Raw genomic sequence first — 26,246 nt, forward strand, 5'->3', positions numbered from 1 at the left:
GACCGAGGAACCATGGACATGGACATCCCCGGCGACAGGCGCCTCGCGGCAGCCGTCGTGATGGACGACCGGGAGCGGGTGCTCCTGGTGCGCCGGAGTGAGAAGGAACGGTTCCTGCCCCGCGTGTGGGGCGTCCCCTGCGGAAAGCTCGAGCCGGGGGAGTGTCCGGAGGACGGCGTCCTGCGGGAGCTGAAGGAGGAGACCGGCCTGCGCGGCGTCGTCGTCCGCAAGGTCGGTGAGTCGTCCTTCCTCAGCGAGTACCGCGGCCACGAGATCAAGAACTGGCAGGACAATTTCCTGGTCAGCCCGCTGCCCGGACAGATCGTGCTGCCCGAGCCGGATCAGGACAGCAGGTGGCTGCACCGTTCGGAGCTGACCGACGTCGACATCGACGAGTACAACCTCGACGTCGTGCTCCAGGCCTTCACGCATTCCTGAGCAGCTCCGCCAGCCCGCTCAGCGCCCGCAGATAGTCGGCCACCGCCATCGGCTCCTTCGCCACCGCGCCCGGATGCGGCCCCGCCGCCGTGAACACGTCGGTGTGCCGCCGGCGCTCCCGCCCCGTCTCCAGGAACAGCGTCACCGTCGGCGCGTCCGTGTCGCACCACGCCCGGTGCAGCGTGTGTGCGGGCAGGGCGTAGGTGCTGCCCGCCGCGTACCGCCCCGCATGCGTCAGACGCAGCCGCGCCGGGCCGGCCGGTTCCAGGAGCCAGTCGGCCGACCCCTCCCGCAGCGACTCCCGGTACCGGGTCGCCGCGAGGGCGCCGTCGCCGCCTGCCTCGTACAACTCCATGGCGAGCCGGCCCCGTACGACGCAGGAGGCCAGCGGGGAACGGCGGTTGTGGATGTCCTCCTTGCCGATCGCGCCCGCGCTCGGATGCCACAGGTGGGCACGCAGCATGTGCCGGGGGCCCGCGTCCATCAGCAGCAGCTTGTCGAAGCCGAGGACGTGCCGGTAGGACAGCCGGGCGCACCGCTGCGGATCGCCCTCGCCGGTGGCGAGTTCGGCGATCAGCTCCAACAGCCGCTCGGGATGGCCGAGTTCGGCGACGACGAAGTGGGCCGCCGCGGTCGGTCCGGACTCGGGCGGTGCGCCGTCCAGCGCCGCGGCCATCAGCTGTCGTGCCGCCAGGATCTGCCGACCGCCCATGCAACACTCCTCCGACTCTTCCGGCTTGTCACCCATCCAGCCCTTCCAGCCATTCCAGCCATTCCGGCTCGTCCGGCTCGTCGAACCCATCCGGCTCTCCGGCTCTTCCGGATCTTCCGGTTCTTCCGACGCCTCCGACGACCGGCCCGCCCCGCCGGGGTCAGTCCAGTGGCCGGTACATCCATACGGCATGGGCGCGCAGCGCGGACAGCCCCTGATAGGTCATCCACAGGGGATGCCGGAGGCCGTTGCTCTCGGCGCGCCCCCAGGACCACAGGCCGTCCGCCTGCCCGGCCCACACCGCGGCCGCCGCACCGTCCAGCCGCTCCCGCCACGCCTCCTCGAGCCCGTCCCGGGCCGCGGTCTCCCGGGCGCCCGGCGACATCAGGGCGCGCACCAGCCAGGCGGCGGTGAAGTGCCGTACGTTGAGCACCTCGTGGCGGGAGGGGTCGTCGGTGCGCGGCCGGCGCACCTCCTCCCGCAGGTTCTTCAGGTCCCGGCAGTGGTGGTGGGCGGTGTCCGGGCAGGCCAGCAGCCAGCGGATGCCGTCCTCCCGGGCGGCCCGCGCCGCCGCGGGCTCGCCCAGCACCCGGGCGGCCCGGCCGAGGGCCACCACGGCCTGCGCGGTGTGCACCGAGGACGGCAGCCCGTACGGCATGTCGAGCCGGTAGCCCCAGCAACGCAGGTGCTCGCGGCGGGGATCACTGACGGCGCCGGCGACCAGGGCGTCCCGCAGTCGCGGCAGGATGTCGCAGCGGGGCGCGGCGCGCAGCAGCCCGCGCAGCACGGTCGTCACGACGTGCGTCGAGTCCCGTCCGGCGCGGTCGAGTTGCCGGGTGAACCGGGCGGTGCAGTGCTCCACCTCCGCGGCCAGCCGGGGTCCGGACGCCCCGGCCCGGGCCAGCGCGCCGAGCACCAGCGCGGTGATCTCGGGCCGGGCCTGCGCCCCCTGCGACCGTGCCGACCAGCCGCCGTCCGGCAGCCGCAGCCGCCACAGCGTCTCCACCAGGTCGCCGGTGCCGAGCCGGCCGTCGGGGATCCCGAGGTCGAGCATGATGTGCAGGCCGTACGCGGTGCCGAGGGGCGTGGGGCGGGACGGCGGGTTCTCGCCGAGGGCGTGCGACCAGCCGACGAGCCGCCCGTGGGCCGGGTCGTCGACCACCGACACCTGGTCCACCAGGGCGTCGTACGCGGCGGCGAACACCTCGGGGAGCGGGCCGGGGGCGGGGGACGCCGAGCGGTCCGGGGCGGGCGGCAGGGGCACGGCCGTGGCCCGGGCGCGGGCCAGGGCCGCCGCCAGCCAGGCGGCCGCCGCCGTGCCCACCCCGCTCACGCCGGAGATCAGGTACCGGGCCGCCTCCCCGCCGAGGGAGCCGGGGAGCACACTGAACAGGAACTGGAACACCGCGTACCCGGCGGCCGCGCAGCCCAGGCTTCCCAGCCAGCCGACGAACCGCGCGGTCCCGTTCGTCCCGCGCGGGCCGGGTGGAGCGCCGTCGGATCTCAAGTGGCGCCGTCCCAGCCGCTGTTGCGCCAAGGCGCGCTCCCTCCCCCCGGGACGGCACGTGATCTCCGCGAAGACTCCAGTGTAGGGCCCTAGGGGGCCTGCGGGACGCCCGGGACGTCGAGCGGAGGCAGCGTCGCGGCGATCCGCTCGGCGAACGCGACGGGATGCTGGAGGGCGCCGAGATGACCGCCGGGGAACTCCGCGAACCCACCGCCGGTCCGCTCGGCGACGAACCCGGCCGTGCGGTGCGGCAGTTGGCCGCGGGAGTCGGAGCCGGCGGCCAGGGTGAGACGCCCGGCCGCGGCGGCGAGGGCGTCCAGGTCCGGCTGGTGGGAGGTGAACCGGCGCAGGACGTGGACGACGAAGAGGGCCATGGGGTCGGTCAACTCCTGCTCCCGCGTGAGGGGTTGACCCGGCTCGACCTGGGGAGGCGCCGCGCCGGCCAGGCCGGCGGTCAGCCGGGCGGCGGCGGCCGCCAGCCCGGCGGCACGGTAGGTGTCGTACACCTCCCGGAACCCGGCCAGTTGCCGGCCGCCGTCCGGCAGCACGCCCACGCACGGCGGCTCGTGCGCGATCACGTGCCGCAGCCGGTGCGGATGCCGGGCCAGCAGGTCGAGCGCCGCGACGGCGCCCGAGCTCATGCCGAGGACGTATCCCGGCTCGCCCTCCGTGAGCGTCTCCTCGAGGACCCGGTGCGCTCCATCGCTCCACTCCTCGACCCGCTGGTCGGCGACCGGCTGCCCGAGCCGGCCGTGCGCGAGGCCGAGGGGGTCGTAGGTGACGACGGTGAAACGGCCGGCGAGCGCGTCGACCAGGGGGCCGAGACCCATGGGGTGTCCGGAGCCGCCGGGCACGATCAGCAGGACGGGGCCGTGGCCGCGTACGTCGTAGTGGAGTTCAGCCATGGTCCGCGCCCTCTCGTGGCCAGTTCTCCAGCAGTACGTGCAGTGCGTCGACGGCCCTGTCCCACGACCTGCGCACGTCGCGCGGGGCGCCGAAGCCCCCGGAGGCCTCCAGGGCGCAGTAGCCGTGGAAGGTGCTGCGCAGCAGGCGGACCGCGTCGGTGAGGTCGGGTTCCTCCAGCCCGTAGGCGCGGAGCATGCCGTAGGTGATCTCGGCGGTGCGGGCGAGGACGGGAGAGGCGGCGACGAGGGCCTGGTCGATCCGTATCTGGGTGGCGGCGTAACGGCCCGGCCGCTCCAGGGCGTACGCGCGGTAGGCGCCCGCGAAGGCCGCCAGCGCGTCCTTGCCGGCCCGGCCCGCGACGGCCGCGGCGATCCGGTCGACCATCTCGGCCCCGGCGAAGAACGCCAGGCGGGTGCGCAGGTCCTGGAGGTTCCGGACGTGCGAGTACAGGCTCGCGTCCTTGACCCCGAAGTGCCGGGCCAGCGCGGACAGGGTCACGTTCTCGAACCCGGCCTCGTCCGCGAGGTCGGCGGCCGCGGCGACGAGACGCTCGGCGGTGAGTCCAGCGCGGACCATCGGCGACCTCCGGAAGTGAACCTAGGGCTCCTAGGCGAAAGCCTAGTACACGCAGGCAGCGCCCTGCCTCCGGGATCTGGCCTCCGGGATTTTGCCGAACCGGCAACAGCCCTCGCGGCGGCCCGTGTTCCTGCCGAAGGATCGCCATCGTGCGCACCCGACGCGCGCAGCCGGATCGACACCACGGAGGAGTCATGCCGCAGTCCGCCCGGGCCACGGGTCTCACCCATCGCCTGGTCCCCTCGCCCGCCGGCCGGATCCACCTGGTGGAGCAGGGCACCGGGCCGCTGGTGCTGCTGGTGCACGGGTTCCCGGAGTCCTGGTACTCCTGGCGCCACCAGCTGCCGGTGCTGGCCGCGGCCGGATACCGCGCGGTCGCCGTCGACGTCCGCGGCTACGGGCGTTCCTCCAGGCCGGAGGAGGCGGCCGCGTACCGGATGCTCGACCTGGTCGAGGACAGCGTCGCCGTGGTGCGGGCGCTCGGCGAGGAGACCGCGGTGATCGTCGGGCACGACTGGGGGGCGGGCATCGCCGCGCACTCCGCCCTCGTCAGGCCGGACGTCTTCCGCGCGGTCGGGCTGCTCAGCGTCCCCTACACGCCGCCCGGCGGTCCGCGGCCGAGCGAGGTCTTCGCGCGGATGGGCGGGGACGAGGAGCTCTACGTCTCCTATTTCCAGCAGCCCGGCCGGGCGGAGGCCGAGATCGAACCCGACGTCCGCGGCTGGCTCGCCGGCTTCTACGCCGCCTTCTCCGCCGGCACCATGCCCGCGCCCGGCGCCCCGGACCCGCACTTCGTCAGCCGCGGGGGGACGCTGCGCGACCGGTTCCCCGCCGGCCGGCTGCCCGCCTGGCTCGGCGAACGCGAACTCGACTTCTACGCAGGTGAGTTCGAGCGGACCGGCATGCGCGGCGCGCTCAACCGCTACCGGAACATGGACCGGGACTGGGAGGACCTCACCGACTTCCACGGCAGGCCCCTCACCCAGCCGTCCCTCTTCATCGGCGGAGCACTGGACGCCTCCACCACCTGGCTGGCCGAGGCGATCGAGGCGTACCCCACCACCCTGCCCGGCCTGCTCTCCTCCCACATCCTCGACGACTGCGGCCACTGGCTCCAACAGGAACGCCCCGACCAGGTCAACAACCTTCTGACCACCTGGCTGTCATCCCTGCCTGCCTGAACCCGGGGCGTCGTCACCCGTTCACGCCCGTGTAGTGGTTCAGGCTCCAGCGCCACAGCAGGCGGGCGGCCGCGTACGCGAGTGCGCCCAGCAGGGGGGAGAGGGCCGCGAGCCAGTAGGGGGCGCCCGTGTCGTGGCCGTGGCCGGTGAGGACCGCCGCCGGGAAGTAGGCGACGAACGCGAGCGGGAGGCCGTAGGTGAGGAAGGCGCCCACCGGCCTGGGCAGCACGTTCAGCGGGTAGCTGCCGAACGTGCCCAGGAGTTCCTCCAGCCAGCGGCCCCAGTAGTCGGCGGCGGGGAAGCGGAGGGAGGCGCAGGCGACCGCCGTGAACAGCGCCGCCTCCAGGAGCATGCCACCGAGGACGCAGGCGACCAGGTATGTGATGCGCCCGGCGGTCCAGTCGAGGCCGCTGCGGGTCAGGGCGCCGGCCATCAGGCCCACGGCCACCGTCAGGTCGCCGAGCGCGTTGGTGGGGAAGACCTGGAGCTGGACCTGGCGGTGGACCGGCATGGGACGCACCAGGTAGACGTCGATCCTGCCCTCCTGGATGTAGCGGCCCAGGCCGTGCATCCGGCCCAGGAACAGCACGAACAGCCCGTGCGAGAGCATCCGGGTCGCCGGGATCAGCAGCACGTCCGAGCTGTCCCAGCCGCCCATTCCGGAGAACCGGGACAGCAGCACCGTCGCGAAGACGATCACCGACACCTGCCAGACGACGCCGATCGCGATGTCCATCAGGAACTCGGAGCGGTATTCCAGCTGGGCGCGGAAGTTGAGGCGCGTGATGCGCCACGCGATCCGTACAGCACGCACAGGCGTCAGCCTCCTTGGGAGACGACCCGGAGGGCGGCCCGCCGCCACAGGAACCGGGTGAACAGGGCCAGGAGCACGCCCCAGGCTGCCTGGAGCGCCAGTTGCGGGCCCGCGTCGGACAGGGGGATGCGGCCCACGTACAGCGACAGCGGCACGCCGAGCGTCGCCTGGAAGGGCAGGAACGTGCTCATCGTCCGGAACCAGCCGGGGAAGAACCACAGCGGCGCGTACACGCCCGCCATCAGGTTCTGCGCGAAGATCAGGATGAGCATCGCGGCGCCGTTGCGCAGGGTCCAGAAGCACAACTGGTCGATGACGAGCATGACGTAGTACAGGACCCACTGGCCCAGCAGCAGACTCAGCACGAAGACGCCCGCCGCGGTGGCCGATCCGGGTGGCCGTACGACTCCGGCGGCGAGCGTGACCGCGTACCCCGCGAGTGCCCACGCGGCCCCGTAGAGCTGTTCGCCGAGGGCGCGCAGGGCGTAGTAGCGGGCGGGCGGCAGCGGACGCAGGTACCAGTAGACGATCGTGCCGAAGTGCATGTGCTGCAGCACCGAGTCCCGGCCCGCGTACTGGTCCAGCTCCCGCAGCCGGGAGGCGAGCACCGCGAGCACGGCGTACGTCACCGCCTGGTCGCGGCCGAGTCCCGCCGTCGCGCCGGAGTGCGCGTACAGGCCGCGCCACAACGACGCCACCAGCACCACCTGCACGGTCAGCCGGAGCAGCGCGGCCGTCATCCGGGGCGGGGTGTGCAGCTCGCCGAGCGGGGTGACGCGCGCCGCGCGCCAGGCATGGGGGAGGGCCACCTCACACCGCCCCGGCGTGCGCGTACGCCGCCCGCATCACGTCCTCGAGGTCCGCCTCGTCGACGGCGACGCCCGTCACCTCGTACCGTTCGATGACCGCCTTGAGCGCCTGGTGGACGGTCGGCGCGCCGGGCCCGTCGGGGCCGAGGACCAGCTGCGGGCCGTCGCGCCGCAGCAGCACGGTCCCCGGCGGCGGTACGACGTCGGCGTGCGCGTCGGTGAGCGTGGCCCGCACCTGCCAGGTCGAGCCGAACCTGCGGCGGATCTCGTCCAGGGTGCCGTCCAGGACGAGCCGCCCGTGGTTGACCAGGACGACCCGCTCGGCCAGCCGCTCGACCTCCGTCATGTCGTGGGTGGTCAGCAGGACCGTGCGGCCGCGCTCCTCCACCTGGTGCCGCAGGAACTCGCGGACCTGCTCCTTGACCACCACGTCCATGCCGATGGTCGGCTCGTCGAGGAAGACGACCGGCGGGTCGTGCAGCAGGGCGGCGGCCAGGTCGCAGCGCACCCGCTGGCCGAGGGAGAGGTGCCGGACGCGGGTGTCCCAGAACGCCGACAGCTCCAGGATGTCGTCGAACTCCCGCAGCCTGGCCGCATGTTCGGACTTGGGCACCTCGTAGATGTCCCGCAGGACGGCGAACGACTCGCGCACCGGCAGGTCCCACCACAGCTGGGTGCGCTGCCCGAACACCGCGCCGATGTTGCGGGCGTTGCGCTCGCGCTCCCGGTACGGCACGACGCCCGCCACCCGGGCCTCGCCGGAGGTCGGCGTGAGGATGCCGGTGAGCATCTTGATGGTGGTCGACTTGCCGGCGCCGTTCGGGCCCAGCAGCGCGAGGAGTTCACCGGGAGCCACGTCGAAGGTGATGTCGCGGACGGCGTCCTTGACGGCCCGTTCCGGGTTGACGAGAGATCTCAGTGCGCCCGCGAGACCGGGACGCCGGACGGTGGTGCGGAAGGAGCGGGACAGACCGCGGACCTCGATGTTGCCGATCACTCGACGTACCTCCGGGCGGGGTCGGATCAGTTCGGACGGTGGTCGGGCGGGAGGCGGTGGAGAGTGCGCGGAACAGGCCGCCGACACCCGCGCAACACGTCGTCGGGGCCACCTGCCGCCGTCGGAGCCGTGTGCCGCCGCCGCGGCCGGACGGCTGAGGCCGGCCGGCCGCGGGGTTTTCGAGGGCCGTCCCGTCAGCCGGCCTCCGTGAAGACGAACGAGAACTCCGTCGGCTCGGGCCGCAGGAAGTAGTGCGGCAGCGGGCCGGGGCCGCAGGACTGGGAGCCGATGCCGTGCTGGCGGTGGTCGAGGTTGACCCATACCGTGTCGCCCGGTGTGAGGTCGCTGAGGTGCCGGGCCGCGTCCAGCTGCTCGTTGGTCCAGCGCCGGGCGCTGAAGGAGAACTCCGGGTCGCCCTCGACGCGCAGGCCGCCGAGCTGGGCCCAGCGGACGTCGGCGCGGGCGCCGTTCTCCTGCGGGCGGACGTACGGCGTCTGCAGGTCGTCGACCGTGGACGTCCAACGGCCCAGCCGCGAGGCCGACCTGGTGTCGGGGTACGCCTCGCCGGGGCCGCCGCCGTGCCACGTCACCGAGTCCGCGTGGGCCAGGCCGAAGCGGATGCCCAGCCGCGGCAGCGGCACCGTCCAGTCGCCCTCCGGGGTCACGGACACCGTCAGCCGCAGCCGGCCGCCGTCGGAGGTCCAGCGGTACACGGTGTCCAGGCCCACTTCCCAGGCGGCCGGCGCCACCCGGGTCCGTACGGTGAGCGCGTCGTCGCCCGCCTCCACGGCGTCCAGCCGGTGCCGCATGCGGTGCAGGCCGAACTTGCGCCACAGCAGACCGAACCGGACGTCGCTCTGCCAGGGGGCGCCGTCGTCGTTGTCGGTGGGCGCGCGCCACACGTCGAGCCGCAGGCCGGTGACCTCCACGCCGCCCACGGCCTTCAGCGCGCCGGTGCGGGCGTCGAAGGAGGCCGGGCCGAGGGTGATCAGCCGCTCGGCGAGGACGGGGCGGGCGGTGGCCGCGACGGACGGCAGCGAACGCGCCGCCACCGGTACCTGGCCCCACGCCACCTCGTGGCCCCGGGGCGCCCACGCGGTGCCGTCGGCCAGCAGCGCCCGCACCGTCCACCGCGTCTCCGCGCCGCCTGCCGCCTCCGCGGGCGGTTCGGGCAGCTTGACCTCGGCCGACTCGCCGGGCGCGAGCGCGGGCACCGACAGCGGGCCGGACTCCACCGTCTCGCCGTCCACCTGGTACGACCACTCGAACGCCAGCGCCGACAGATCGGCGAAGTCGTACCGGTTGGTCACCCGTACGGTCCCGCCGGCGCCCTCGCCCTCGATGCGGACGGGCTCGATGACCTTCTTGTACTCCAGCAGGCCGGGGGAGGGCCGCCGGTCGGGGAACAGCAGGCCGTCGCAGACGAAGTTCCCGTCGTGCAGCTCCTCGCCGAAGTCGCCGCCGTAGGCGAAGCCCAGCTCGGGGTGGGCGATGCCGTGGTCGATCCACTCCCAGACGAAGGCGCCCTGCAGCCGGTCGTGGGATTCGAACAGCTTCTGGTAGTCGGCCAGTCCGCCGGGGCCGTTGCCCATGGCGTGGGCGTACTCGCACAGGATGAAGGGGAGTTCACGCCGCTTGTGCGTTCCGCCGTCCAGGCCCCGGCCGATGCGCTCGACCTCGTCGTGGGAGGCGTACATCCGCGAGTACACGTCCGTGTCGCGGCAGGTGACGTCGCCCTCGTAGTGCACCAGGCGCGAGGCGTCGCGGCCGCGGATCCACTCGGCCATCGCGGTCAGCCCGCGTCCGGTGCCGGCCTCGTTGCCCAGGGACCAGACGACGACCGACGGGTGGTTCTTGTCGCGTTCGACCATGCGGGCGGCGCGGTCCAGCAGGGCCGGGGTCCAGCGGTCGTCGTCGACGGGGTTGTCGCGCCAGTCCTGCTCGACGAAGCCGTGCGTCTCCAGGTCGCACTCGTCGATCACCCACAGGCCCAGCTCGTCGCACAGGTCCAGGAACGCCGGGTGCGGCGGGTAGTGCGAGGTGCGCACGGCGTTGACGTTGTGCCGCTTCATCAGCAGCACGTCCTCGCGCATCGTCTCCAGGTCGAGCGCGCGGCCCCGCTCCGGATGCCACTCGTGCCGGTTGACGCCCTTGAACAGCACCGCCTTCCCGTTGACCTTGATCAGGCCGTCCTGGAGGGCGACCGTGCGGAAGCCGACGCGCAGCGGCACCCGCTCGCCCCCGGTCGCCAGCACCCCGTCGTACAGCCGCGGGACCTCCGCCGACCACGGCTCGACGGGGACCGTCACCGTCTCGCCGGTGGCGACGTCGACGTCCAGCTCCGGGACGGTCACCCGGCCGGCGACGTCGGAGTCGACGCGCAGCGTGCCCTCGCCGGTGACGTGGTCGTAGGAGGCGTGCACGAAGAAGTCCCCGGCGGCGCCGGCCGGGCGGTGCAGCAGCGTCACGTCACGGAAGATGCCGGGCAGCCACCACTGGTCCTGGTCCTCCAGGTACGAGCCCGCCGACCACTGGTGGACGCGGACCGCGAGCACGTTGCCGGACGGCTTCAGCAGCCGGCCGACCGCGAACTCGTGCGGCAGCCGGGACCCCTTGAAGTCGCCGATGTCCGTGCCGTTCAGCCAGACGCGGGCACAGGACTCCACGCCGTCGAAGCGCAGCACCGCGTCGCCGTCCGCCGGCCAGTCCTCCGGCAGGTCGAAGACGCGCAGGTGGTCCCCGGTCGGGTTCTCGGTCGGCACCCGCGGCGGATCGACCGGGAAGGGGTAGAGGTGGTTGGTGTAGATCGGGGAACCGTGGCCCTGGAGCACCCAGTGACCGGGGACGGACACCTCCGCCCAGTCCCCGGTGTCGTGCCCGGGTACGGCGAACGAGTCGTCCTCGGCGTCGGCGGTCGGCGACAGACGGAACCGCCAACGCCCGTTCAGGGAGAGGGACGCCGCGTCCGAGGAGGCGTACCAGGCGCGGGGCGGCAGGGCCCCGCTGCCCGGGGAGACGTCCTCGACGTGGTCGGCGGTGGTGGTGCGGAAAGACATCGGTCTCCAGGTCGTAAGATGAGAGGGAGCGGCGTCAGCCCTTGATGCCGGTCTGGGCGATCCCCTGCACCAGCCAGCGCTGGAGGAAGAGGAAGACGAGCAGCAGGGGCAGGATGGACAGGGCGGTCGCCATGAAGATCAGGTGGTAGTTGACGGTCTGGTTGGTCATGTACGACGACAGCGCGACCTGTACCGTCCAGGCGCTGGGGTCCTGGCCGATGACCAGCGGCCACAGGAACGAGTTCCAGCCGTTGATGAAGGTGATCGTCGCGATCGCCGCGAAGAAGTTCAGCGAGTTGGGCACCACGATGCGCCAGTACGCGCCCCAGTAGCCCAGCCCGTCCACGCGTGCCGCCTCCTCCAGCTCCTTCGGGAACCCCAGGAAGTACTGCCGGAAGAGGAAGCAGGTGAAACCGCTGAACAGGCCAGGAATGATCAGACCGCGGTAGCTGTCCACCCAGCCGAGGGACGACACCAGCACGAAACTGGGGACGAAGGTGACGGCCGTCGGCACCATCAGGGTGAACAGGACTCCGTAGAAGACCTTGTTCGCGTGCCGGTAGGGGATGCGGGCCAGGCCGTAGCCGGCCAGCGAGCACACGAACAGGGTGCCGACGGTGTGCAGGACGCCCACGATCATCGAGTTCACCATCGACCGGCCGAAGTCGACCGTCGTGTCGTGGAACGGCTCGGTGATGTTGCCCCACTGGATGTCGGTGGGGAAGAACTTCCAGTTCTCGCCGGTGATCTCCGGGTCGGTGGACAGGGCGTTGCGGATCAGCAGGTAGAAGGGGACGAGGAAGAGCAGGGCGGCGACGCCGGCGGCGACGTAGAGGCCGGTGGAGCTCATCACCGAGCCGCCGGGCCCGGACCGCCGGGGCCGCCGGGCCTTCCCGGTCTTCGCGGTCCCGGACGCGGGTGTCTTCCCGATCTCGGGTGCGGTGGTGGTCACTTGGACTCGTCCCCCCTTCCGAAGCCCATGAACTTGCCCTGGAACAGGGTCACGACGCAGATCAGCGCCGTGAGGATCACCGCGCCAGCGCTGCCCTTGCCGTAGTTCTGGTCCTGGCCGAGCGCGGTGTAGTACAGCTCGACGAGCGGAGGACGGCCCCAAGTCGTCTTGGCCAGCAGGTTGAAGAACTCGTCGAACGCCTGGTAGGCGGCCACGAGCAGCAGCAGGATCACCGCCGTGGAGGTGGCGCGCAGCTGCGGCAGGGTGATGTGCCGGAAGGTCTGCCAGCCCCGCTTGGCGCCGTCGATGGCGGCGGCCTCGTACAGCTCCTGCGGGATGTTCTGCAGCGCGGCCAGGAACAGGATCATGTAGAAGCCGGACTGCAGCCACAGCCGCGCGGTGACGATGACCAGCCAGTACCACGGCGGGTCGGGGTTGGCGAGCCAGGCGATGTTCTCCACGCCGAACCAGCCGAGGACGGTGTTCGCCAGACCGAAGCGCACCCCGCTGAACAGGGACATCTTCCAGATCAGCGAGGCGGCGACATAGGAGCACGCCGTCGGCAGGAAGAACACCGACCGGTAGAACGCCCGCATGAACCGCAGCCGGTTCACCAGCAGCGCCAGGCCCAGCGACAGCGCCCAGGTGGTGGGCACGATGAAGGCGGCGAAGACGGTGAAGGTGACCAGGGAGCCGGTGAACCCTCCGTTCGTCAGGATCTCCCGGTAGTTGCCCAGCCCCACGAAGTCGCTGGGCGTGACGGTGAAGCGGGCCTCGAAGAAGCTGAGGTAGACGCTCCAGCCGATGGGGACGTAGACGAAGACGATCAGCCCGATCAGGAACGGGCTCGTGAACAGCCAGAAGTTGAACGTGCGGTTGCCCCGCCAGGCCCCCCGCGGCCGGGCCTGCTCGGCCCCGGCCGGGGAGGTGCTCGCGAGGTCGCGCGTCGTGGTCGTCGACATGTCGTGGTTCGCCCGGCGGCCTATCCGAACAGCTTCTTCAGCTCGGCGCCGACCGTCTTGTCGCACCTGTCGAGCGCGGCCTCCGGGTCACCGCCCTTGCGGACGCAGTCGGCGAAGACGTTCTCGGTGGCGGTGATCATGGCCTGGGTCCAGCCGATGTTGTCGAAGTGGCCGTAGTCGTTGAAGAGCTTCACGCCCTCGGCCGGCAGGCCCGACTTCAGCTTGGCGGCGGACTGGGCGAGGGAGGCGCGCGGCGGGATGTGGAAGCCGTACGACAGCGCCCAGTCCTCCTGGTACTTCTTCTGGTCGATCCACAGCCACTTCACGTACTCCTTGGCCGCGTCGACGTTCTTGCCCTTGGCGTTGACGAACATCGACCAGCCGCCGTTGTAGACCGACGGCTTGCCCGCGTCGGTGACCTTCGGGAACGGCATGATGCCGAGGTCGTCGCCGAGGGTCTGCTGGAACTGCGGCATGGCCCACATGCCGCAGAACTGGATCGCGCACAGGCCCTGGTTGAGCGCGGAGGGGTCCCAGAAGTCGGCCGGGGCGTCCAGCAGCAGGTGGCCGCTGGTGAACAGCTTGCGCATCTTCTTCAGGCCCTCGACGACGCCGTCCGTGTGGTAGGCGATCTGGTTCTTGTCGTCGAGCGTGTCCGCGCCGGCCGACCAGATCAGCGGGTTGATCACCGCGTGCAGGTCGTTGCCCAGGAAGACGCCCTTGACCTTGCTGGTGGTCAGCTTGGCGGCGGCCTCCAGCAGCTCGTCCAGCGTGGTCGGCGGCTCGATGCCCGCCTTCTCCAGCAGCGACTTGCGGTAGAAGAAGAACTGCGGGTCGTCGATCATCCGGACGCCGTATATCTTGCCGTCCACCGTGTGGGACCGGATGTCGGCCTGGTTGAAGTCGTCCTTCACCGGCTCGATGATGTCGGTCAGGTCCGCGACCTGCCCGCTCCTGACGAGCTGGATCTGCGGGTGGAACTCGAACAGGTCCGGGGCCTGCTTGGTCAGCAGTGAGGCGAACAGCTTGCTCTCGAAGTTCGAGCCGGTGATCCACTGCGTGGTCACGTTCGCTCCGTCGTACGCCTTCGCGTACCGCTTGATCGCCTGCTCCGTCCCGGCCTCGCCGTAGGCGTGGAAGTACTGGACGAGCTGCTTGCCCGAACCGGATCCGCCGCCCCGCCCGTTGTTGCTGCCGCACGCGGCCAGCGTGCCGGCGGCGGCCATGCCCGCGGCGGCCCGGAAGAGCGATCGGCGGGACCAGTTGCTGTTGCTCGTTGCCGACATGCTGACGTCCTTGTCTCGAGTACGGCTGCGGCTCCACGGCTTCGGTGCGACGCCGGCCCGGCAGGGCCGGCGCTGGCCCGAAATTGCCGTGCGGTGCCGGACGTTAACCTTCGGATAATGCTTCGGCAAGGGGTTGGACGAAGTCTGCGCCAAACGTTGCGCCCGGTTCGGGATGACGAACGGGACGGCGACCGAGGGGGCGCGCGGAGGCGACTCGGGGGGCGTGCGGGCGGTGACCCGGGGAGCGTGCGGGCGGTCGCCCAGGGGGTGTCCGGGCGGCCGCCCAGGGGGTGTCGGACCCGCCGTCAGGGAGGCGGTGCGGTACGGCCGCGCGCGGAGCCGGCGCGCCTGGCGGCGGTCCGCTGCCCGACCGACTGGAGCGCGCCCTCCAGCGCGAACGTCGCGGCGCCCAGGCAGACGGGATCGGTCGGGATGGGGGACAGGACGATCCCGGTGGCGGCCAGCGGACGCCTGAGCGTGTGCCGGGCGACGGCCTCGCGCACCTCGTCCAGCAGCGGCTCGCCGAGCCGGGCGGCGACCCAGCTGCTGAGCACGACCACCTCGGGGTTGAGCAGGTTGACCAGGTCGGCGATGGCGGCGCCCAGGTAACGGGCGGTGTCCCGGACGACCTTGACCGCCACCGGGTCGTCCGCGGCGACCCCGCGGGCCAGCGCGTCGACGGTGGCCGTCTGGTCCTCCGGGTGCAGCAGCGGGCTGCGCGGGCTGAGCTCGCGCAGGTTCTGCATGATGCCGGGCGCGCCGACGTACGTCTCCACGCAGCCGTGGTTGCCGCAGTGGCACAGCCGCCCGTCCAGCACGAGCGTGGTGTGCCCCCACTCGCCGGCGCTGTTGCTCACCCCCCGGTGCAGTCCGCCGCCCAGCACCAGACCGGCGCCGACGCCGGTGCCGAGGTTGACCACCACGGCGTCCTCGCGCCCCCGCGCGGCGCCGAACCACAGCTCGGCGACCGCGCAGGCGCGCAGCGGGTTGTCCAGGTACAGGGGGTAGGCGACGTGCTCGGCGAGCAGGTCGAGCAGGGGCACGTCGTGCCAGTCCCAGTTGGCCGCGTACTCGGCGACGCCGGTGTCACGGTCCACCTGCCCCGGCACGCTCACGCCGACGCCGAGCACCCGCGCGCCCTCCACGCCGGCCTGCGCGACCACCGCGCCGACGGCCGCCGCGACATGGGCGACGACCTGCTCGGGGCGGCGCTCGCCGGGGCGCACGTCCTCGTCGGCGCGGGACAGGACGTTCAGCGCCAGGTCGAACAGCTCCACCCGGACGTACGTCTCCGCGATGTCGACGCCGATCAGCGCGCCGCCGGAGGCGTTGACGGCCACCAGGCCGCGGGGCCGGCCGCCGGCCGAGTCCTCGAACCCGACCTCCGTGATCATGCGGAGGTCCAGCAGCTCGCCGACCAGGGTGGCGACGGTGGCGAGGCTGAGCCCGGTGGCCGCGGCCAGTTCCTGCCGGGAGGTGGGGGACTCGGCGATGATCTGGCGCAACACCTCGTAGCGGTTCGCGGTGCGGATGTCACGTGATGTGCGCTTCACCGGTCGGCCCCCGTCCCTTCGTCCGTGCCGCCGGGCACGTCGGCACCGGCGCCCGCAAATCTATGGGCTGCGGAGACTTTCGACAAGGGGTTAGGAAAGGGGCTGAAGAAAGTCGGGAGGCCGACGGGTGGAGCCGTGGCCTGTGTGCCCGGACCGGCGCCCGGCACGGCCCGGACCGGCGTGACCCGGACCGGCGTGACTCGGGTCGGCGCGGCCCGCACCGGCACGGCCCGGGCCGGTGCGACTCGGGCCCGCGCTGTTGGGGCTGGCGCGACCCAGCCCGGTGCGAACCCGGACCGGTGCGAACCCGGACCGGTGCGACACCGCGCCGGTGCGACCCGGATCGGACGGTGCCGGGCCGGACGGCTCCGGGCCGGGGAGTCTCACAGGCTCAGCACATCCTGCACGAAGGCGTTGGCGAACTTGCCGTCGGGGTCGAGGGCGGTCGCCAGGTCCCGGAAGTCGGGCAGCCGCGGGTACCTCGCCCGCAGGGCGGGCGCCGGGACGGTGAACACCTTGCCCCAGTGCGGCCGCGCGCCGAAGGCGTCCAGCGCCTCCTCCACCCGCCGCACGGCCGGCAGCACCGCCGCCGTGTCCGCCACCCAGGTGAAGTGCAGCGCGACCGAGTCACGGCCGTGCGCCGGGCTGAGCCACTGCGCGTCGGCGGCCACCGTGCGCACCTCGCACGTCTGCAGGAGGGGGGCGACGTGCGCCCGGACGGCGTCGAGCGCATGCAGCGCGTCGAGGGCGTGCGGCAGCGGCAGCAGGTACTCGGACTGCAGCTCGTCCCCGCTGCTCGGGGTGAACTCGGCCCGGAAGTGCGGCAGCCGCTCGTGCCACGGCCCCGGCACCCCGAACTGCTCGGTGCAGTTGGCCGCGGGCATGCCCGGCACCGGGTGCATCGGCTCGGTGGCGGGCGCGGCCCAGGGGAAGGCAGGCGCCGGCCGGTCGGTGCGCCGCTTCAGCCACACCTGACGGAAGCCGGGCTCCCGCCAGTCGGTGAACAGGCTCACGCTGTACGCGGAGGCCGCGACCGCCTCGAAGTCCAGCCCCGCCAGCGGCAGTTCGGTGAAGACGTACTGCTCTACCCGGTACGCCGGTTCCAGGTCGAGGGTGAGGGCTGTGACGACGCCGAGGGCGCCGAGGGAGGTCACGGCGCCGGCGAAGCGGGCGTCGCCGCGGGCGATCCGCACGGTCGAACCGTCCGCCGTGACCAGCTCCACCTCGCGCACCGGCGCCGCCAGCGAGCCGCCCTCGATCCCCGAGCCGTGCGTGCCGGTGGCGACCGACCCGGCCACCGAGATGTGCGGCAGCGACGCCATGTTGGGCAGCGCCAGCCCGTGGGCGTGCACCGCGCGCGCCAGTTCGGCGTACCGGACGCCGCCCGAGACCCGTACCGTACGGGCCGCCCGGTCCACGTCGATCTCGGCCGGCAGCCCGGCGACCGAGAGCAGGACGCCCCCGGCGCCCGGCTCGGCGATCAGGTTGAAGGAGTGCCCGCTGCCGAGCACCCGCACCTTCGGGCTGCCGGCCACCAGGGCCCTGAGTGCGTCGAGCGAGCGTGGCCGGTGCAACTCCCCGACCGTGTAGGTGATGTTGCCCGCCCAGTTGGTGACCGTCTCCGACATCCCTGCCGTCCCTCCCGCGGTAGTGCGTGTGCGTTGACCCTCTCATCCGCCGCCGCCTACCGTGGGAAGCGGTTTCCCCTCCGGAAGGTCACTCTCCTTGCCCGAGCGTCCGCAGGCCCTGTTCGCCATGACCGCCGTGAACGTTCCCCAGGTCTTCCCCGCCGAGGTGCTGGCGCGGCTGCGGGCGAGCGTCGACATCGACCCCGGCGTGGTGGCCGAGGACGTCACCGCGCCGGGCGTCCGCGAGGCGCTCGCCCGCGCCGAGATCCTCGTCACCGGGTGGGGCTGCCCCCGGCTGGACGCGGCCGTCCTCGACGCCGCCCCGAGACTGCGCGCGGTGCTGCACGCGGCCGGCTCGGTCAAGGGCTTCCTGACCCCCGAGGTCTGGCGGCGCGGCATCGCGGTCTCCTCGGCGGCCGTCGCCAACGCCGGGCCGGTCGCCGAGTACACCCTCGCCATGATCCTGCTCGCCGGCAAGGACGTCTTCGCCCGGCGCGAGCGCCTGCGCACCGAGCGCGCCTCGCCCGGCTGGGACCTCGTCCCCGGCATCGGCAACAACGGCCGCCGCGTCGGCGTGGTCGGCGCCTCCCGGACCGGCCGCCGCGTCATCGAACTGCTGCGCGCCTTCGACCTGCGCGTGAGTCTCACCGACCCCTACGTCGACGAGGCCGGCGCCGCCGCGCTCGGCGTCTCGCTGCTGCCGCTCGACGAGCTGCTGCGCACCTCGCAGACCGTCACGCTGCACGCCCCCGCCACACCCGAGACGCAGCGGATGATCGGCCGCCGCGAGCTGGCCCTGATGCCGGACGGGGCGGTGCTGATCAACACCGCGCGCGGCGCCCTCGTCGACCACGACGCCCTCGCCGGCGAACTGCGCACCGGCCGCCTCACCGCGATCCTCGACGTCACCGACCCCGAGCCGCTGCCCGCGGACTCCCCCCTGCTCGACCTGCCGGGCGCCTTCGTCACCCCCCACCTCGCGGGCTCCCAGGGCAACGAGCTGGCCCGCCTCGGCGCGTCGGTGGCCGCGGAGGCCGAGCGCCTGGTGACCGGCGAGGGCTTGGCGCACGCGGTGGACCCGAGGATGCTGGAGCGGGAGGCGTGAGGGGCGGCGTCCGGTCCACGGCGGGATCTCGAGGCGGGGCGGCATGGGTCGACGGCCGTGATTCCGATGCGGATTTCGTCGTGACGGGCGAGTCCTGGCGATGTAATCGACTTGATCATGGTCAGTCTCATGCGGAATCGGTAGTCTGCGGCGCATGACGTCCACGCAGCTGCCCGCCGTCCTTCCCGAGACCGACGTGACCCGGCACCGCCGCCTGCGCGAGCAGGGGAGCCGGGAGCGGGCCGACCTGGAGGCGATCCTGGACGCCGGGTTCGTCTGCCATCTCGGAGTGGTGGTGGACGGGCGGCCGATGGTCGTGCCGACCGTGTACGGGCGCAGCGAACGGGAGCTCTACGTCCACGGGTCCGTGGCCAGCCGCAGCCTCGCCGGCGACACCCCGGTCTGCGTCACCGTCACGCACGTCGACGGGCTGGTCCTCGCCCGTTCCGTCTTCGAGCACGGCGTCAACTACCGCAGTGCGATGATCCACGGCATCCCCCGCAAGGTCACCGACCCCGACGAGAAGCTCGCGGGCCTGCGCCGGCTCACCGAGCACGCGGCGCCGGGGCAGTGGGCGTACGCCAGACGGCCCAGCCGCCGGGAACTCGCCGCGACCGTCCTGCTCGCCCTCAGCCTCGAACAGGCCTCCGTCAAGATCCGCGCCGGCGCCCCCGACGACGGCGACGGACCCGACGCGGGGCTCGGCCTGTGGGCCGGCACCCTGCCGCTGACCTCCACGTGGGGCGCCCCTGTGGCCGACCCGCTGCTGCCCCCGGACATCGCCCCGCCCGCGCACGTCGCACGGCGCGGGGGGACCCGGCACGGCTGACTGCGGGGCGGGAGTTACCGTGAGGGGTCGTACGTCCGAGCGTTGAGGAGATTCGGGATGGGCAGCCGTACCGCGCTGGTCGAGGATCTGATGGAGCGGTTCCCGCACGTGCCGCGGGAAGCCGTCTTCAAGGAGGACCTGCTGCGCGGCGGCGTCGCCTTCGACCCGTCCGCGCTCAGCGACAACGAGAGCGGCGAGGTCAAGCCGAAGTCGTACTTCATCTTCTCCTTCGACCACGGCACCCTGCCCGAACTCGGCGAGGCCGCGCTCCGCCGCCCGCCGGAGGAGATCATCCTCACCGGTGGCCCGTACGACCTGCGCCGCACCGTCGTCTCCGTGCGCGTCAACCCGTCCTCGCCGTACCGCGTCGCCGCCGACGAGGAGGGCATGCTCGGGCTCTACCTCGACGGCAGGCGGATCGCCGACGTGGGCGTGCCGCCGATGCCCGAGTACTACCGGCACACCCTCGCGAACGGGAAGTCGGTGATGGAGGTCGCCCCCACCATCCAGTGGGGCTACCTGATCTACCTGACCGTCTTCCGCGTCTGCCAGTACTTCGGCGCCAAGGAGGAGTGCCAGTACTGCGACATCAACCACAACTGGCGCCAGCACAAGGCGGCCGGACGCCCGTACACCGGCGTCAAGGACGTGGAGGAGGTGCTGGAGGCGCTGGAGATCATCGACCGCTACGACACCCAGAAGGCCTCCACCGCCTACACGCTCACCGGCGGCGCGATCACCAAGACCGTCGCCGGGCGCGACGAGGCCGACTTCTACGGCCACTACGCCAAGGCCATCGAGGAGCGCTTCCCGGGCCGCTGGATCGGCAAGGTCGTCGCGCAGGCGCTGCCGAAGCCGGACGTGCAGCGGTTCAAGGACTACGGCGTGCAGATCTACCACCCCAACTTCGAGGTGTGGGACCGCCGGCTGTTCGAGCTGTACTGCCCCGGCAAGGAGCGCTACGTCGGCCGCGACGAGTGGCACCGCAGGATCCTCGACTCCGCCGACGTCTTCGGCGCGCGCAACGTCATCCCCAACTTCGTGGCGGGCGTGGAGATGGCCGAGCCCTTCGGCTTCACCACGGTCGACGAGGCCATCGCGTCCACGACCGAGGGCCTGCGCTTCTTCATGTCGCACGGCATCACGCCCCGCTTCACCACCTGGTGCCCGGAGCCCACGACCCCGCTCGGCAAGGCCAATCCGCAGGGCGCCCCGCTGGAGTACCACATCCGGCTGCTGGAGGCCTACCGCGCCACCATGGAAGACTTCGGCCTGTCCTCCCCGCCCGGATACGGCCCGCCCGGACCCGGCCGTGCCGTCTTCTCCGTCAGCTCCTTCATGGACAGCCTCCCGGCGGAGGAAGCGGCGGCCGGCGAAGCGGCGGACGAACCCGCGGAGGTGTGACCGGTCGCGGCGGACGGCGGGGGCCCTCAACGGGCAACCGCCGGTAACCGGTAACCGGATGCGAAGCAACCGCTTGTCAGTTGTGTGGAAAACGTGAAAGGCTCTTGTCCTGCCCCGAGGTTCCCCCCAACTCCGTTGCCAATATGGTGAGTTGACCTCGCTTGTGGATGCAGGAGACCCATGCTCGACCTGCCGACCCCGAAGGGCGCCGCCGAGGCCGCGCTCTTCTCGGAGTGCTGGGACGCGGTGCTTTCCTACGCCGATCTGTGCACCTCCGGATCCGCCGCTGCCACGCAGCTGGCCAGGGAGGCGTTCGCACTCGGTATAGGTGAGGCCCGCGCCGCCGACGCCGGCGCCGCCCGAGGCACCGGCCGCCGCCCGTCCCGGCTGCCCGCCATCCCGCAGATGCTGACCGCCGTACGCACCACGGCGGCGGCCTGGGAGACCGCCGGACGAGGCCACGACCTCGACCCCGACCTGCGGCTGTGGCTCAACTCCGACAAGGCCGCCCGCTACAACGGCCCCCCGCTGCAGCGCCCGCTCGCCCTGCGCGGCCTGCGCGACCTTCAGGAGGCGGACGCCACGCTGCTGTGGCTGGCCGAGGTGGAGGCGCTGCCCCGGTCCGTGGTGGCCCGCCGGCTCGGCCTCGACCCGGCCGCCGTCGGCAGCGAACTCGACCAGGTGCGCGGCCTGTTCCGCGACCGCTGCCACCGCAACCACCTCGACACGCCGATGGACGCGAGCTGCCGCAGCTACGCCCGCCTCCTCGACGCCGTCACCCGGTCGCCCGCCGCCGACATCCCCACCGACCTCTCGCGCCACCTCGCCACGTGCGTGGAGTGCGCCGAGGCCGCCGCCTGCCTGCGCCCGCACGGCGGGCAACTGCCCACCGCCCTGGCCGGCGGCGTGATCGGCTGGGGCGGCCTGGCCTACCTGGAGCGCCGCCGCCGCGCCGCCGAGGTGCGCCTGGGCGCCGGGCGGCCGGAGCAGGCCGACGGCGAGGACCGCGAACCGCGGCCCGGAGCGCAGCGGGCCCGCCTCGTGCGCCACGGGCTCCTCGCCGCGGCCGTCCTGGTGTCGCTGGTGGCGCTGGCCGTGTCGATGATGCCGTTCGGCGGCGCGGACGACGACGCCTCCGCCGACACGTCCGACCGGCAGCCGGTCGCGGTCCCGCAGGCGTCCCTGCCGTCCGGCGCCGGCTCGCCCGTGTCGGCCGACGCGCCCACCCTGGCGCCCGCTACCGCTACCGCGACCGCGACGCCGACCGGCGGCCACCACAACCCGGACCCGGAACCCCAGGGCACCTCCTCGTCCACGGCCGGTGGCGGCGACGGGCCGTCCGGCAGGGGCACGACCTGCACGGCCGCCTTCGACCTCGTCAACTCCTGGCCCGACGGCTTCCAGGCCACCGTCTCGGTGACCACCGAGGACGCCCTCGACGGCTGGCGGGTGGCCTGGTCGTTCCGGGACGGCCAGAAGGTCGGCCAGATGTGGGACGCGAGCTTCGCGCAGAACGGCTCCCGCGTCACCGCCACCGCCGCCGACTACAACAAGTCCGTCCCCGCCGGGGGAACCCTCACCTTCGGCTTCCTCGCCTCCTGGCAGAGCAAGAACTCACCGCCGTACCACTTCGAGCTCAACGGACACACCTGCGCGAAAGCCGGCTGACGTACCGGCTCAGCCGACCGGGTTCCAGCCGTCCGTGCCGGCCAGGTACTTCTGCGGCGTGTACTGCGCGGCCTGAGCGTCGGTCAGCTGCGGCCGGTTGCCGTTGACACCGGCGCCCGCGCCGGTGTTGCGGTACTCGAAGAAGCGGGCGTTGCGCCATGTGCTGGTGGACATGTCCGTCCACGGCTGGGCGGTGGCGATCGTCGCCGACAGCGCGGACTCGCGGTACACGACCTGGGCGTTCTGCCGCCACGGACGGCCGAGCTGGGTCTTTCCGGTGTTGGCGCCGGTGACCGTGGAGCGGTAGACGAGGAAGCCGTAGGCACGCTCGGCCGGGGTGCTGGCCGCGGTGATCGGGCCGCCGGTGGCGCGCTTCTCGTAGATGGCGCACCTGTCGAGAACGGCGATGCCGCCGCCGTAGATGAAGTCGACGGCGCCCTCGATGTACGAGTCGCTGACATAGGCGCGCGCGTCGCTGTTCACCAGGAAGGTGTCCTGGTCGCCGAGCAGGCGGACGTCGTCCAGGGTCGTCCGGTCGGCGTTCAGGTAGAGGGCCAGCGCCTGGTCGCCGGTGTCCGAGCTGTTCTCGTCGAAGTCGTTGGCCATCGTCAGGCCGGCGGCGGCGAAGTCGTGGCCGAGGGCGACGACGGTGGCACTGCCGGCCGTCCCGTAGTCGCCGGCGTTCCGGTTGCCGATGATCACGACGTCGTCGGCGGAGTCGCCGGTGCCGCGGAGGGTGATGTAGGGCTTGTCCGCCGGGATCGTCACCTTCTCCCGGTAGGTGCCGGGCTTGATGGTGATCGTCACCGGTGCGGTGTTGCCCGACGGGACCGCGTCGATCGCCGCCTGCACCGTCCGGTACGTGCCGGTCCCGTCGGCCGCGACCGTCGTCCGGCCGGTGACGGGGGTCTCCACCTGCTGGTCCTCGATGTCGGGTAAGTGCGCGTAGCCATGTATGAGTGAGTGTCGTTGGCAGAGCGTGAATCTGACGGAATGGGCGAAGACGCAGGGCGTGCATCCGCAGACCGCGTATCGCTGGTTCCGTGAGGGGCTGTTGCCGGTACCAGCTCAGCGGGTCGGGCCTCGCACGATCCTGGTGAACGTCGACGCGAACACCACGCCCAAGGCCATCGGCCGTCTGGGCCTGTATGCCCGCGTGTCCTCGCACGATCAGAAGACCGGTCTGGAACGCCAGGTCGCTCGGCTGTCCGCGTGGGCGGCGAAGGCCGGTCACCGAGTCGTTCGTGTTGAGGTGGAGATCGCCTCCGGGATGAACGGCTGCCGTTCCAAGGCCCGGCGCCTGCTGGCCGACCCGAACGTGACCTGCGTGGTGGTGGAGCACAGGGACCGGCTCGGCCGGATGAACGTCGAGCTTGTCGAGGCCACCCTGTCCGCGACGGGCCGTCGCCTGCTGGTGCTGGACGACGGTGAGGTCGAAGACGACCTGGTGCGGGACATGGTGGAGGTGCTGACCTCATTCTGCGCCCGCCTGTACGGACGCAGGTCGGCGAAGAACCGTGCCCGCAAGGCACTGGAAGCCGCCGAACATGGCTGACCTCCGCCCGATCGCCGCGCCGTTCGTCGCTCTCGGCCCGTCCGGTGTGGCGGTACGTACCCGGCGCAGGGACCTCACGCCCGAAGATGAGAAGGTTCTGCGCTTGGTGGGTGCGCACCTGGGCTCGCTCGCCTCGACGGACCTCAAAGTGCGCTGCCGTGACGGCCTGGTGCACTCCACCGAGTCATGGGCGACCCGTAAGCGGGACCTGACGGCCCAGTCGTCGTCCAGGTGGGCCGGGTCGATCACGAAAGCCACGCACGACCAGTGGGCACTCGCCCGGCGTGGCCAGGCAGCACATGTGCAGTCCCTCGAAGCCGGTATCACCACGATCCGCCACCGGCTGTCGCTGCCGGTCGGCCAGAAGGGCACCCAACGGGCTCCGGGCGGCTACCGCTCCGCGCACGAGTGGTTCTACAAGACGCGACGGCTGCATGTGCTGCAGGACCGGCTCGAGAAGGTCCAGGCCGACCGGGAAGCGGGCCGGGTGCATGTCGTGCGTGGCGGTAAACGTCTGCTGGGCACCCGTCACAACCTCGACACCGCGCAGCTCACCGGGGCTCAGTGGCGTGAGCGGTGGGAAGCCGAGCGCTGGTTCCTGAAGGCGGACGGCGAGTCGGGGAAGAGGTTCGGCAACGAGACGATCCGCATCACGCCCGAGGGTGAGGTGTCGATCAAGCTCCCGGCCCCGCTCGCCGGCCTGGCGAACGCCAAGCACGGCCGATACGTACTCGCCGTGAAGGTGCGGTTCCCTCACCGAGGGCAGGAGTGGGCCGACCGTGTGGAGGCGAACCGGGCGGTCGCCTACCGCATCCACCACGACACAAGGCGCGGGCGCTGGTACGCGGACGCCTCCTGGCAGATCCCTCCCACCAAGACCATCCCACTCAAAGCCGCCCTCGCCGATGGTGTGGTCGGCGTGGACACCAACGCCGACCACCTCGCCGCATGGCGCCTCGACACCCACGGCAACCCGATCGGCCGGCCGCGCCGGTTCTTCTACGACCTGTCTGGCAACGCCCAGCACCGCGACGCCCAGGTACGGCACGCCCTCACGCGGCTGCTGAACTGGGCCAAGATCTGCGGTGTCAAGGCCATCGCGGTCGAAGACCTCGACTTCCAGGCCGAGAAAACCAGAGAGAAGCACGGGCGCAAGCGCCGGTTCCGCCAGCTCATCTCCGGCATGCCGACCGGCAAGCTCCGCGCCCGGCTGACCTCCATGGCCGACGCCACAGGTATCGCGATCATCGCCGTGGACCCGGCCTACACCAGCAAGTGGGGCGCCCAGCACTGGCAAAAGCCGATGGCTGGCCCCACCCGTAAGACCACCCGGCACGATGCGGCGAGCATCGCGATCGGGCGACGCGCCCAGGGGCACCCGATCCGGCGACGGACGACACCGCCCCGTGCACACCAGAGCGATGTGCACGGGCATCGGACCGTCCAGGCCGACCGGCGTACCCCTGGGCGTGAGGGACCCCGCCCTCGCATACCCGGACCACGGACACGATTCGTGCCGCCGGATGCGGCGAGCACGCAGGCAACCAGGACATCCAAAACCGTTCGGGATGTCCGCAGTGACCAGGAATGGGTCCAAGACTCACTCCTGCTCACTGATTAGGAACGGTGAAGGCCCACTGCTTGTTGCTGTTGGCGGTGCAGGTCTCCTGGATGACGGCGGCGCCGTCGGCAGTCGAGGCGCCCTGGTCGGACAGGCAGAGGCCGGACTTGACGCTGATGATCTGGTACGTGCCGGTGCCGGAGGCGGCCAGCCGCCACTGCTGGTTGGTCTGCCCGGCGCCGCATCCCCACTGCTGGACCTGGACGCCGCTGGTGGTGGAGCCGGAGGGGACGTCGATGCACTGACCGCTGTTGACGCCGACGAGGGTGTAGACGCCGGTGCCCGCGGACTGGAGGGTGAACTGCTGCCAGGGGGCGTTGCCGGCGCAGGTCCACTGCTGGAGCTCGGTGCCACTGGCGCGGGAGGCGCCGGGCACGTCGACGCACTTGCCGGACTTCTTGACGGTTCCGTCCGCTCCTCGGGCAACACCTGGGGCGGTGCGGCGACGGCCGTCCCGGTGACCGGCCTGCGCTCGACCGACCCGCGCACCGCCGAGGGCCCGCGCCGGAAGGACGGCGCCCTGCCCGTCACGGTCTTCCTCGTGCCCCGCGGCCCCGGCGCCGCCGTCGGCGCCGTCATGCCGGCCGGGTAGGCCCGGCCACCGACCGCTCCGCGGAAAACCGGTGGCGGGTGGTGGGTGAGGGGCTGTAGCGTCTGCGCTGTTGGCCGAGTGGTCTGAATGGTCCG

Annotated in this window: 23 protein-coding genes and 1 pseudogene; 9 read left to right on the forward strand and 15 right to left on the reverse strand. The window is 72.3% G+C overall.

Going from position 1 to position 26,246, the window contains the following annotated elements; genetic code table 11:
• Positions 1 to 18 precede the first annotated feature (18 nt).
• Positions 19 to 438 carry an NUDIX hydrolase gene (locus tag AB0G63_RS01795; protein WP_360743145.1) on the forward strand — a complete coding sequence of 140 codons (420 nt, stop codon included), beginning with the start codon at positions 19 to 21 and terminating at the stop codon, positions 436 to 438.
• On the opposite strand, the gene AB0G63_RS01800 is transcribed toward AB0G63_RS01795, so the two are convergent.
• The 4 genes from AB0G63_RS01800 to AB0G63_RS01815 all read right to left on the reverse strand — a co-directional run bounded on the left by AB0G63_RS01800 (position 425) and on the right by AB0G63_RS01815 (position 4,139).
• Positions 425 to 1,150, reverse strand: a complete 726-nt coding sequence (locus tag AB0G63_RS01800; RefSeq protein ID WP_360742605.1) for a hypothetical protein — start codon at positions 1,148 to 1,150, stop codon at positions 425 to 427. The genes AB0G63_RS01795 and AB0G63_RS01800 overlap by 14 nt on opposite strands.
• Positions 1,151 to 1,310: 160 nt before the next feature.
• A complete protein-coding gene (locus AB0G63_RS01805; RefSeq protein WP_360742607.1) occupies positions 1,311 to 2,687 on the reverse strand; it encodes a hypothetical protein in 1,377 nt (458 codons plus the stop codon).
• Between the two features lie 59 nt (positions 2,688 to 2,746).
• The gene (locus tag AB0G63_RS01810) at positions 2,747 to 3,562 is read right to left on the reverse strand and encodes an alpha/beta fold hydrolase (protein ID WP_360742610.1); all 816 of its coding nucleotides are present in this window, start codon (positions 3,560 to 3,562) and stop codon (positions 2,747 to 2,749) included.
• Positions 3,555 to 4,139, reverse strand: a complete 585-nt coding sequence (locus AB0G63_RS01815) for a TetR-like C-terminal domain-containing protein (RefSeq protein WP_360742613.1) — start codon at positions 4,137 to 4,139, stop codon at positions 3,555 to 3,557. The genes AB0G63_RS01810 and AB0G63_RS01815 overlap by 8 nt, the downstream gene beginning before the upstream one ends.
• A gap of 194 nt (positions 4,140 to 4,333) precedes the next feature.
• Here AB0G63_RS01815 and AB0G63_RS01820 point away from each other — a divergent pair, with 194 nt between their 5' ends.
• On the forward strand, positions 4,334 to 5,320 hold the full coding sequence (locus tag AB0G63_RS01820; protein ID WP_360742616.1) for an alpha/beta hydrolase: 987 nt from the start codon (positions 4,334 to 4,336) through the stop codon (positions 5,318 to 5,320).
• Positions 5,321 to 5,333: 13 nt separating this feature from the next.
• Here the strand turns inward: AB0G63_RS01820 and AB0G63_RS01825 are convergent, their stop codons facing one another.
• From AB0G63_RS01825 to AB0G63_RS01865, 9 genes are all read right to left on the reverse strand, one after another.
• The gene (locus tag AB0G63_RS01825) at positions 5,334 to 6,134 is read right to left on the reverse strand and encodes an ABC-2 family transporter protein (protein ID WP_360742619.1); all 801 of its coding nucleotides are present in this window, start codon (positions 6,132 to 6,134) and stop codon (positions 5,334 to 5,336) included.
• A 5-nt stretch (positions 6,135 to 6,139) separates the two neighbouring features.
• Complete coding sequence (locus AB0G63_RS01830) at positions 6,140 to 6,943, reverse strand: ABC-2 family transporter protein (RefSeq protein WP_360742621.1); 804 nt, start codon at positions 6,941 to 6,943, stop codon at positions 6,140 to 6,142.
• A 1-nt stretch (position 6,944) separates the two neighbouring features.
• Positions 6,945 to 7,940: an ATP-binding cassette domain-containing protein gene (locus tag AB0G63_RS01835; RefSeq protein WP_360742624.1), complete on the reverse strand. Its 996-nt coding sequence runs from the start codon at positions 7,938 to 7,940 to the stop codon at positions 6,945 to 6,947.
• A 194-nt stretch (positions 7,941 to 8,134) separates the two neighbouring features.
• Positions 8,135 to 10,996: a glycoside hydrolase family 2 TIM barrel-domain containing protein gene (locus AB0G63_RS01840; protein WP_360742627.1), complete on the reverse strand. Its 2,862-nt coding sequence runs from the start codon at positions 10,994 to 10,996 to the stop codon at positions 8,135 to 8,137.
• 34 nt (positions 10,997 to 11,030) lie between these two features.
• Positions 11,031 to 11,846: a carbohydrate ABC transporter permease gene (locus AB0G63_RS01845; protein ID WP_360743148.1), complete on the reverse strand. Its 816-nt coding sequence runs from the start codon at positions 11,844 to 11,846 to the stop codon at positions 11,031 to 11,033.
• Positions 11,847 to 11,944: 98 nt separating this feature from the next.
• Entirely contained in the window at positions 11,945 to 12,910 is a 966-nt protein-coding gene (locus AB0G63_RS01850; protein WP_360742630.1) for a sugar ABC transporter permease, read from the reverse strand.
• 20 nt (positions 12,911 to 12,930) lie between these two features.
• On the reverse strand, positions 12,931 to 14,196 hold the full coding sequence (locus tag AB0G63_RS01855; protein WP_360742633.1) for a sugar ABC transporter substrate-binding protein: 1,266 nt from the start codon (positions 14,194 to 14,196) through the stop codon (positions 12,931 to 12,933).
• 305 nt (positions 14,197 to 14,501) lie between these two features.
• Positions 14,502 to 15,749, reverse strand: a complete 1,248-nt coding sequence (locus tag AB0G63_RS01860) for an ROK family transcriptional regulator (RefSeq protein WP_360742636.1) — start codon at positions 15,747 to 15,749, stop codon at positions 14,502 to 14,504.
• 383 nt (positions 15,750 to 16,132) lie between these two features.
• Positions 16,133 to 17,377 carry a D-arabinono-1,4-lactone oxidase gene (locus AB0G63_RS01865; RefSeq protein WP_360742639.1) on the reverse strand — a complete coding sequence of 415 codons (1,245 nt, stop codon included), beginning with the start codon at positions 17,375 to 17,377 and terminating at the stop codon, positions 16,133 to 16,135.
• Between the two features lie 97 nt (positions 17,378 to 17,474).
• On the opposite strand from AB0G63_RS01865, the gene AB0G63_RS01870 reads away from it, so the two are divergent.
• The 4 genes from AB0G63_RS01870 (at position 17,475) to AB0G63_RS01885 (ending at position 22,383) form a co-directional block, all read left to right on the forward strand.
• Positions 17,475 to 18,482, forward strand: coding sequence for a hydroxyacid dehydrogenase (locus tag AB0G63_RS01870; RefSeq protein WP_360742642.1), 1,008 nt, complete (start codon positions 17,475 to 17,477; stop codon positions 18,480 to 18,482).
• A 154-nt stretch (positions 18,483 to 18,636) separates the two neighbouring features.
• Positions 18,637 to 19,311, forward strand: a complete 675-nt coding sequence (locus AB0G63_RS01875) for a pyridoxamine 5'-phosphate oxidase family protein (protein ID WP_360742645.1) — start codon at positions 18,637 to 18,639, stop codon at positions 19,309 to 19,311.
• A 57-nt stretch (positions 19,312 to 19,368) separates the two neighbouring features.
• Positions 19,369 to 20,715 carry a radical SAM protein gene (locus tag AB0G63_RS01880; RefSeq protein ID WP_360742648.1) on the forward strand — a complete coding sequence of 449 codons (1,347 nt, stop codon included), beginning with the start codon at positions 19,369 to 19,371 and terminating at the stop codon, positions 20,713 to 20,715.
• Between the two features lie 180 nt (positions 20,716 to 20,895).
• The gene (locus AB0G63_RS01885; RefSeq protein ID WP_360742651.1) at positions 20,896 to 22,383 is read left to right on the forward strand and encodes a cellulose-binding domain-containing protein; all 1,488 of its coding nucleotides are present in this window, start codon (positions 20,896 to 20,898) and stop codon (positions 22,381 to 22,383) included.
• Between the two features lie 9 nt (positions 22,384 to 22,392).
• Here AB0G63_RS01885 and AB0G63_RS01890 read toward each other — a convergent pair whose 3' ends face one another.
• Positions 22,393 to 23,298 (reverse strand): pectinesterase family protein, encoded by a 906-nt coding sequence (locus AB0G63_RS01890; protein WP_360742654.1) that lies wholly within the window; start codon positions 23,296 to 23,298, stop codon positions 22,393 to 22,395.
• 64 nt (positions 23,299 to 23,362) lie between these two features.
• Between AB0G63_RS01890 and AB0G63_RS01895 the strand changes: the two genes are divergently transcribed.
• A complete protein-coding gene (locus AB0G63_RS01895; protein WP_360742657.1) occupies positions 23,363 to 23,938 on the forward strand; it encodes an IS607 family transposase in 576 nt (191 codons plus the stop codon).
• Positions 23,931 to 25,559 carry an IS200/IS605 family accessory protein TnpB-related protein gene (locus AB0G63_RS01900; protein WP_360743151.1) on the forward strand — a complete coding sequence of 543 codons (1,629 nt, stop codon included), beginning with the start codon at positions 23,931 to 23,933 and terminating at the stop codon, positions 25,557 to 25,559. Before AB0G63_RS01895 ends, AB0G63_RS01900 begins: the two co-directional genes overlap by 8 nt.
• On the opposite strand, the pseudogene AB0G63_RS01905 reads toward AB0G63_RS01900, so the two are convergent.
• Positions 25,549 to 25,947: pseudogene (locus AB0G63_RS01905) on the reverse strand (RICIN domain-containing protein); the annotation flags it as partial. The gene AB0G63_RS01900 and the pseudogene AB0G63_RS01905 overlap by 11 nt on opposite strands.
• Positions 25,948 to 26,016: 69 nt before the next feature.
• Between AB0G63_RS01905 and AB0G63_RS01910 the strand changes: the two are divergent.
• Positions 26,017 to 26,151 carry a hypothetical protein gene (locus AB0G63_RS01910; RefSeq protein ID WP_360742660.1) on the forward strand — a complete coding sequence of 45 codons (135 nt, stop codon included), beginning with the start codon at positions 26,017 to 26,019 and terminating at the stop codon, positions 26,149 to 26,151.
• The last annotated feature ends 95 nt before the right edge of the window (positions 26,152 to 26,246 follow it).

The sequence above is a fragment of the Streptomyces sp. NPDC020996 genome (assembly GCF_040641355.1).
GTDB lineage: Bacteria > Actinomycetota > Actinomycetes > Streptomycetales > Streptomycetaceae > Streptomyces.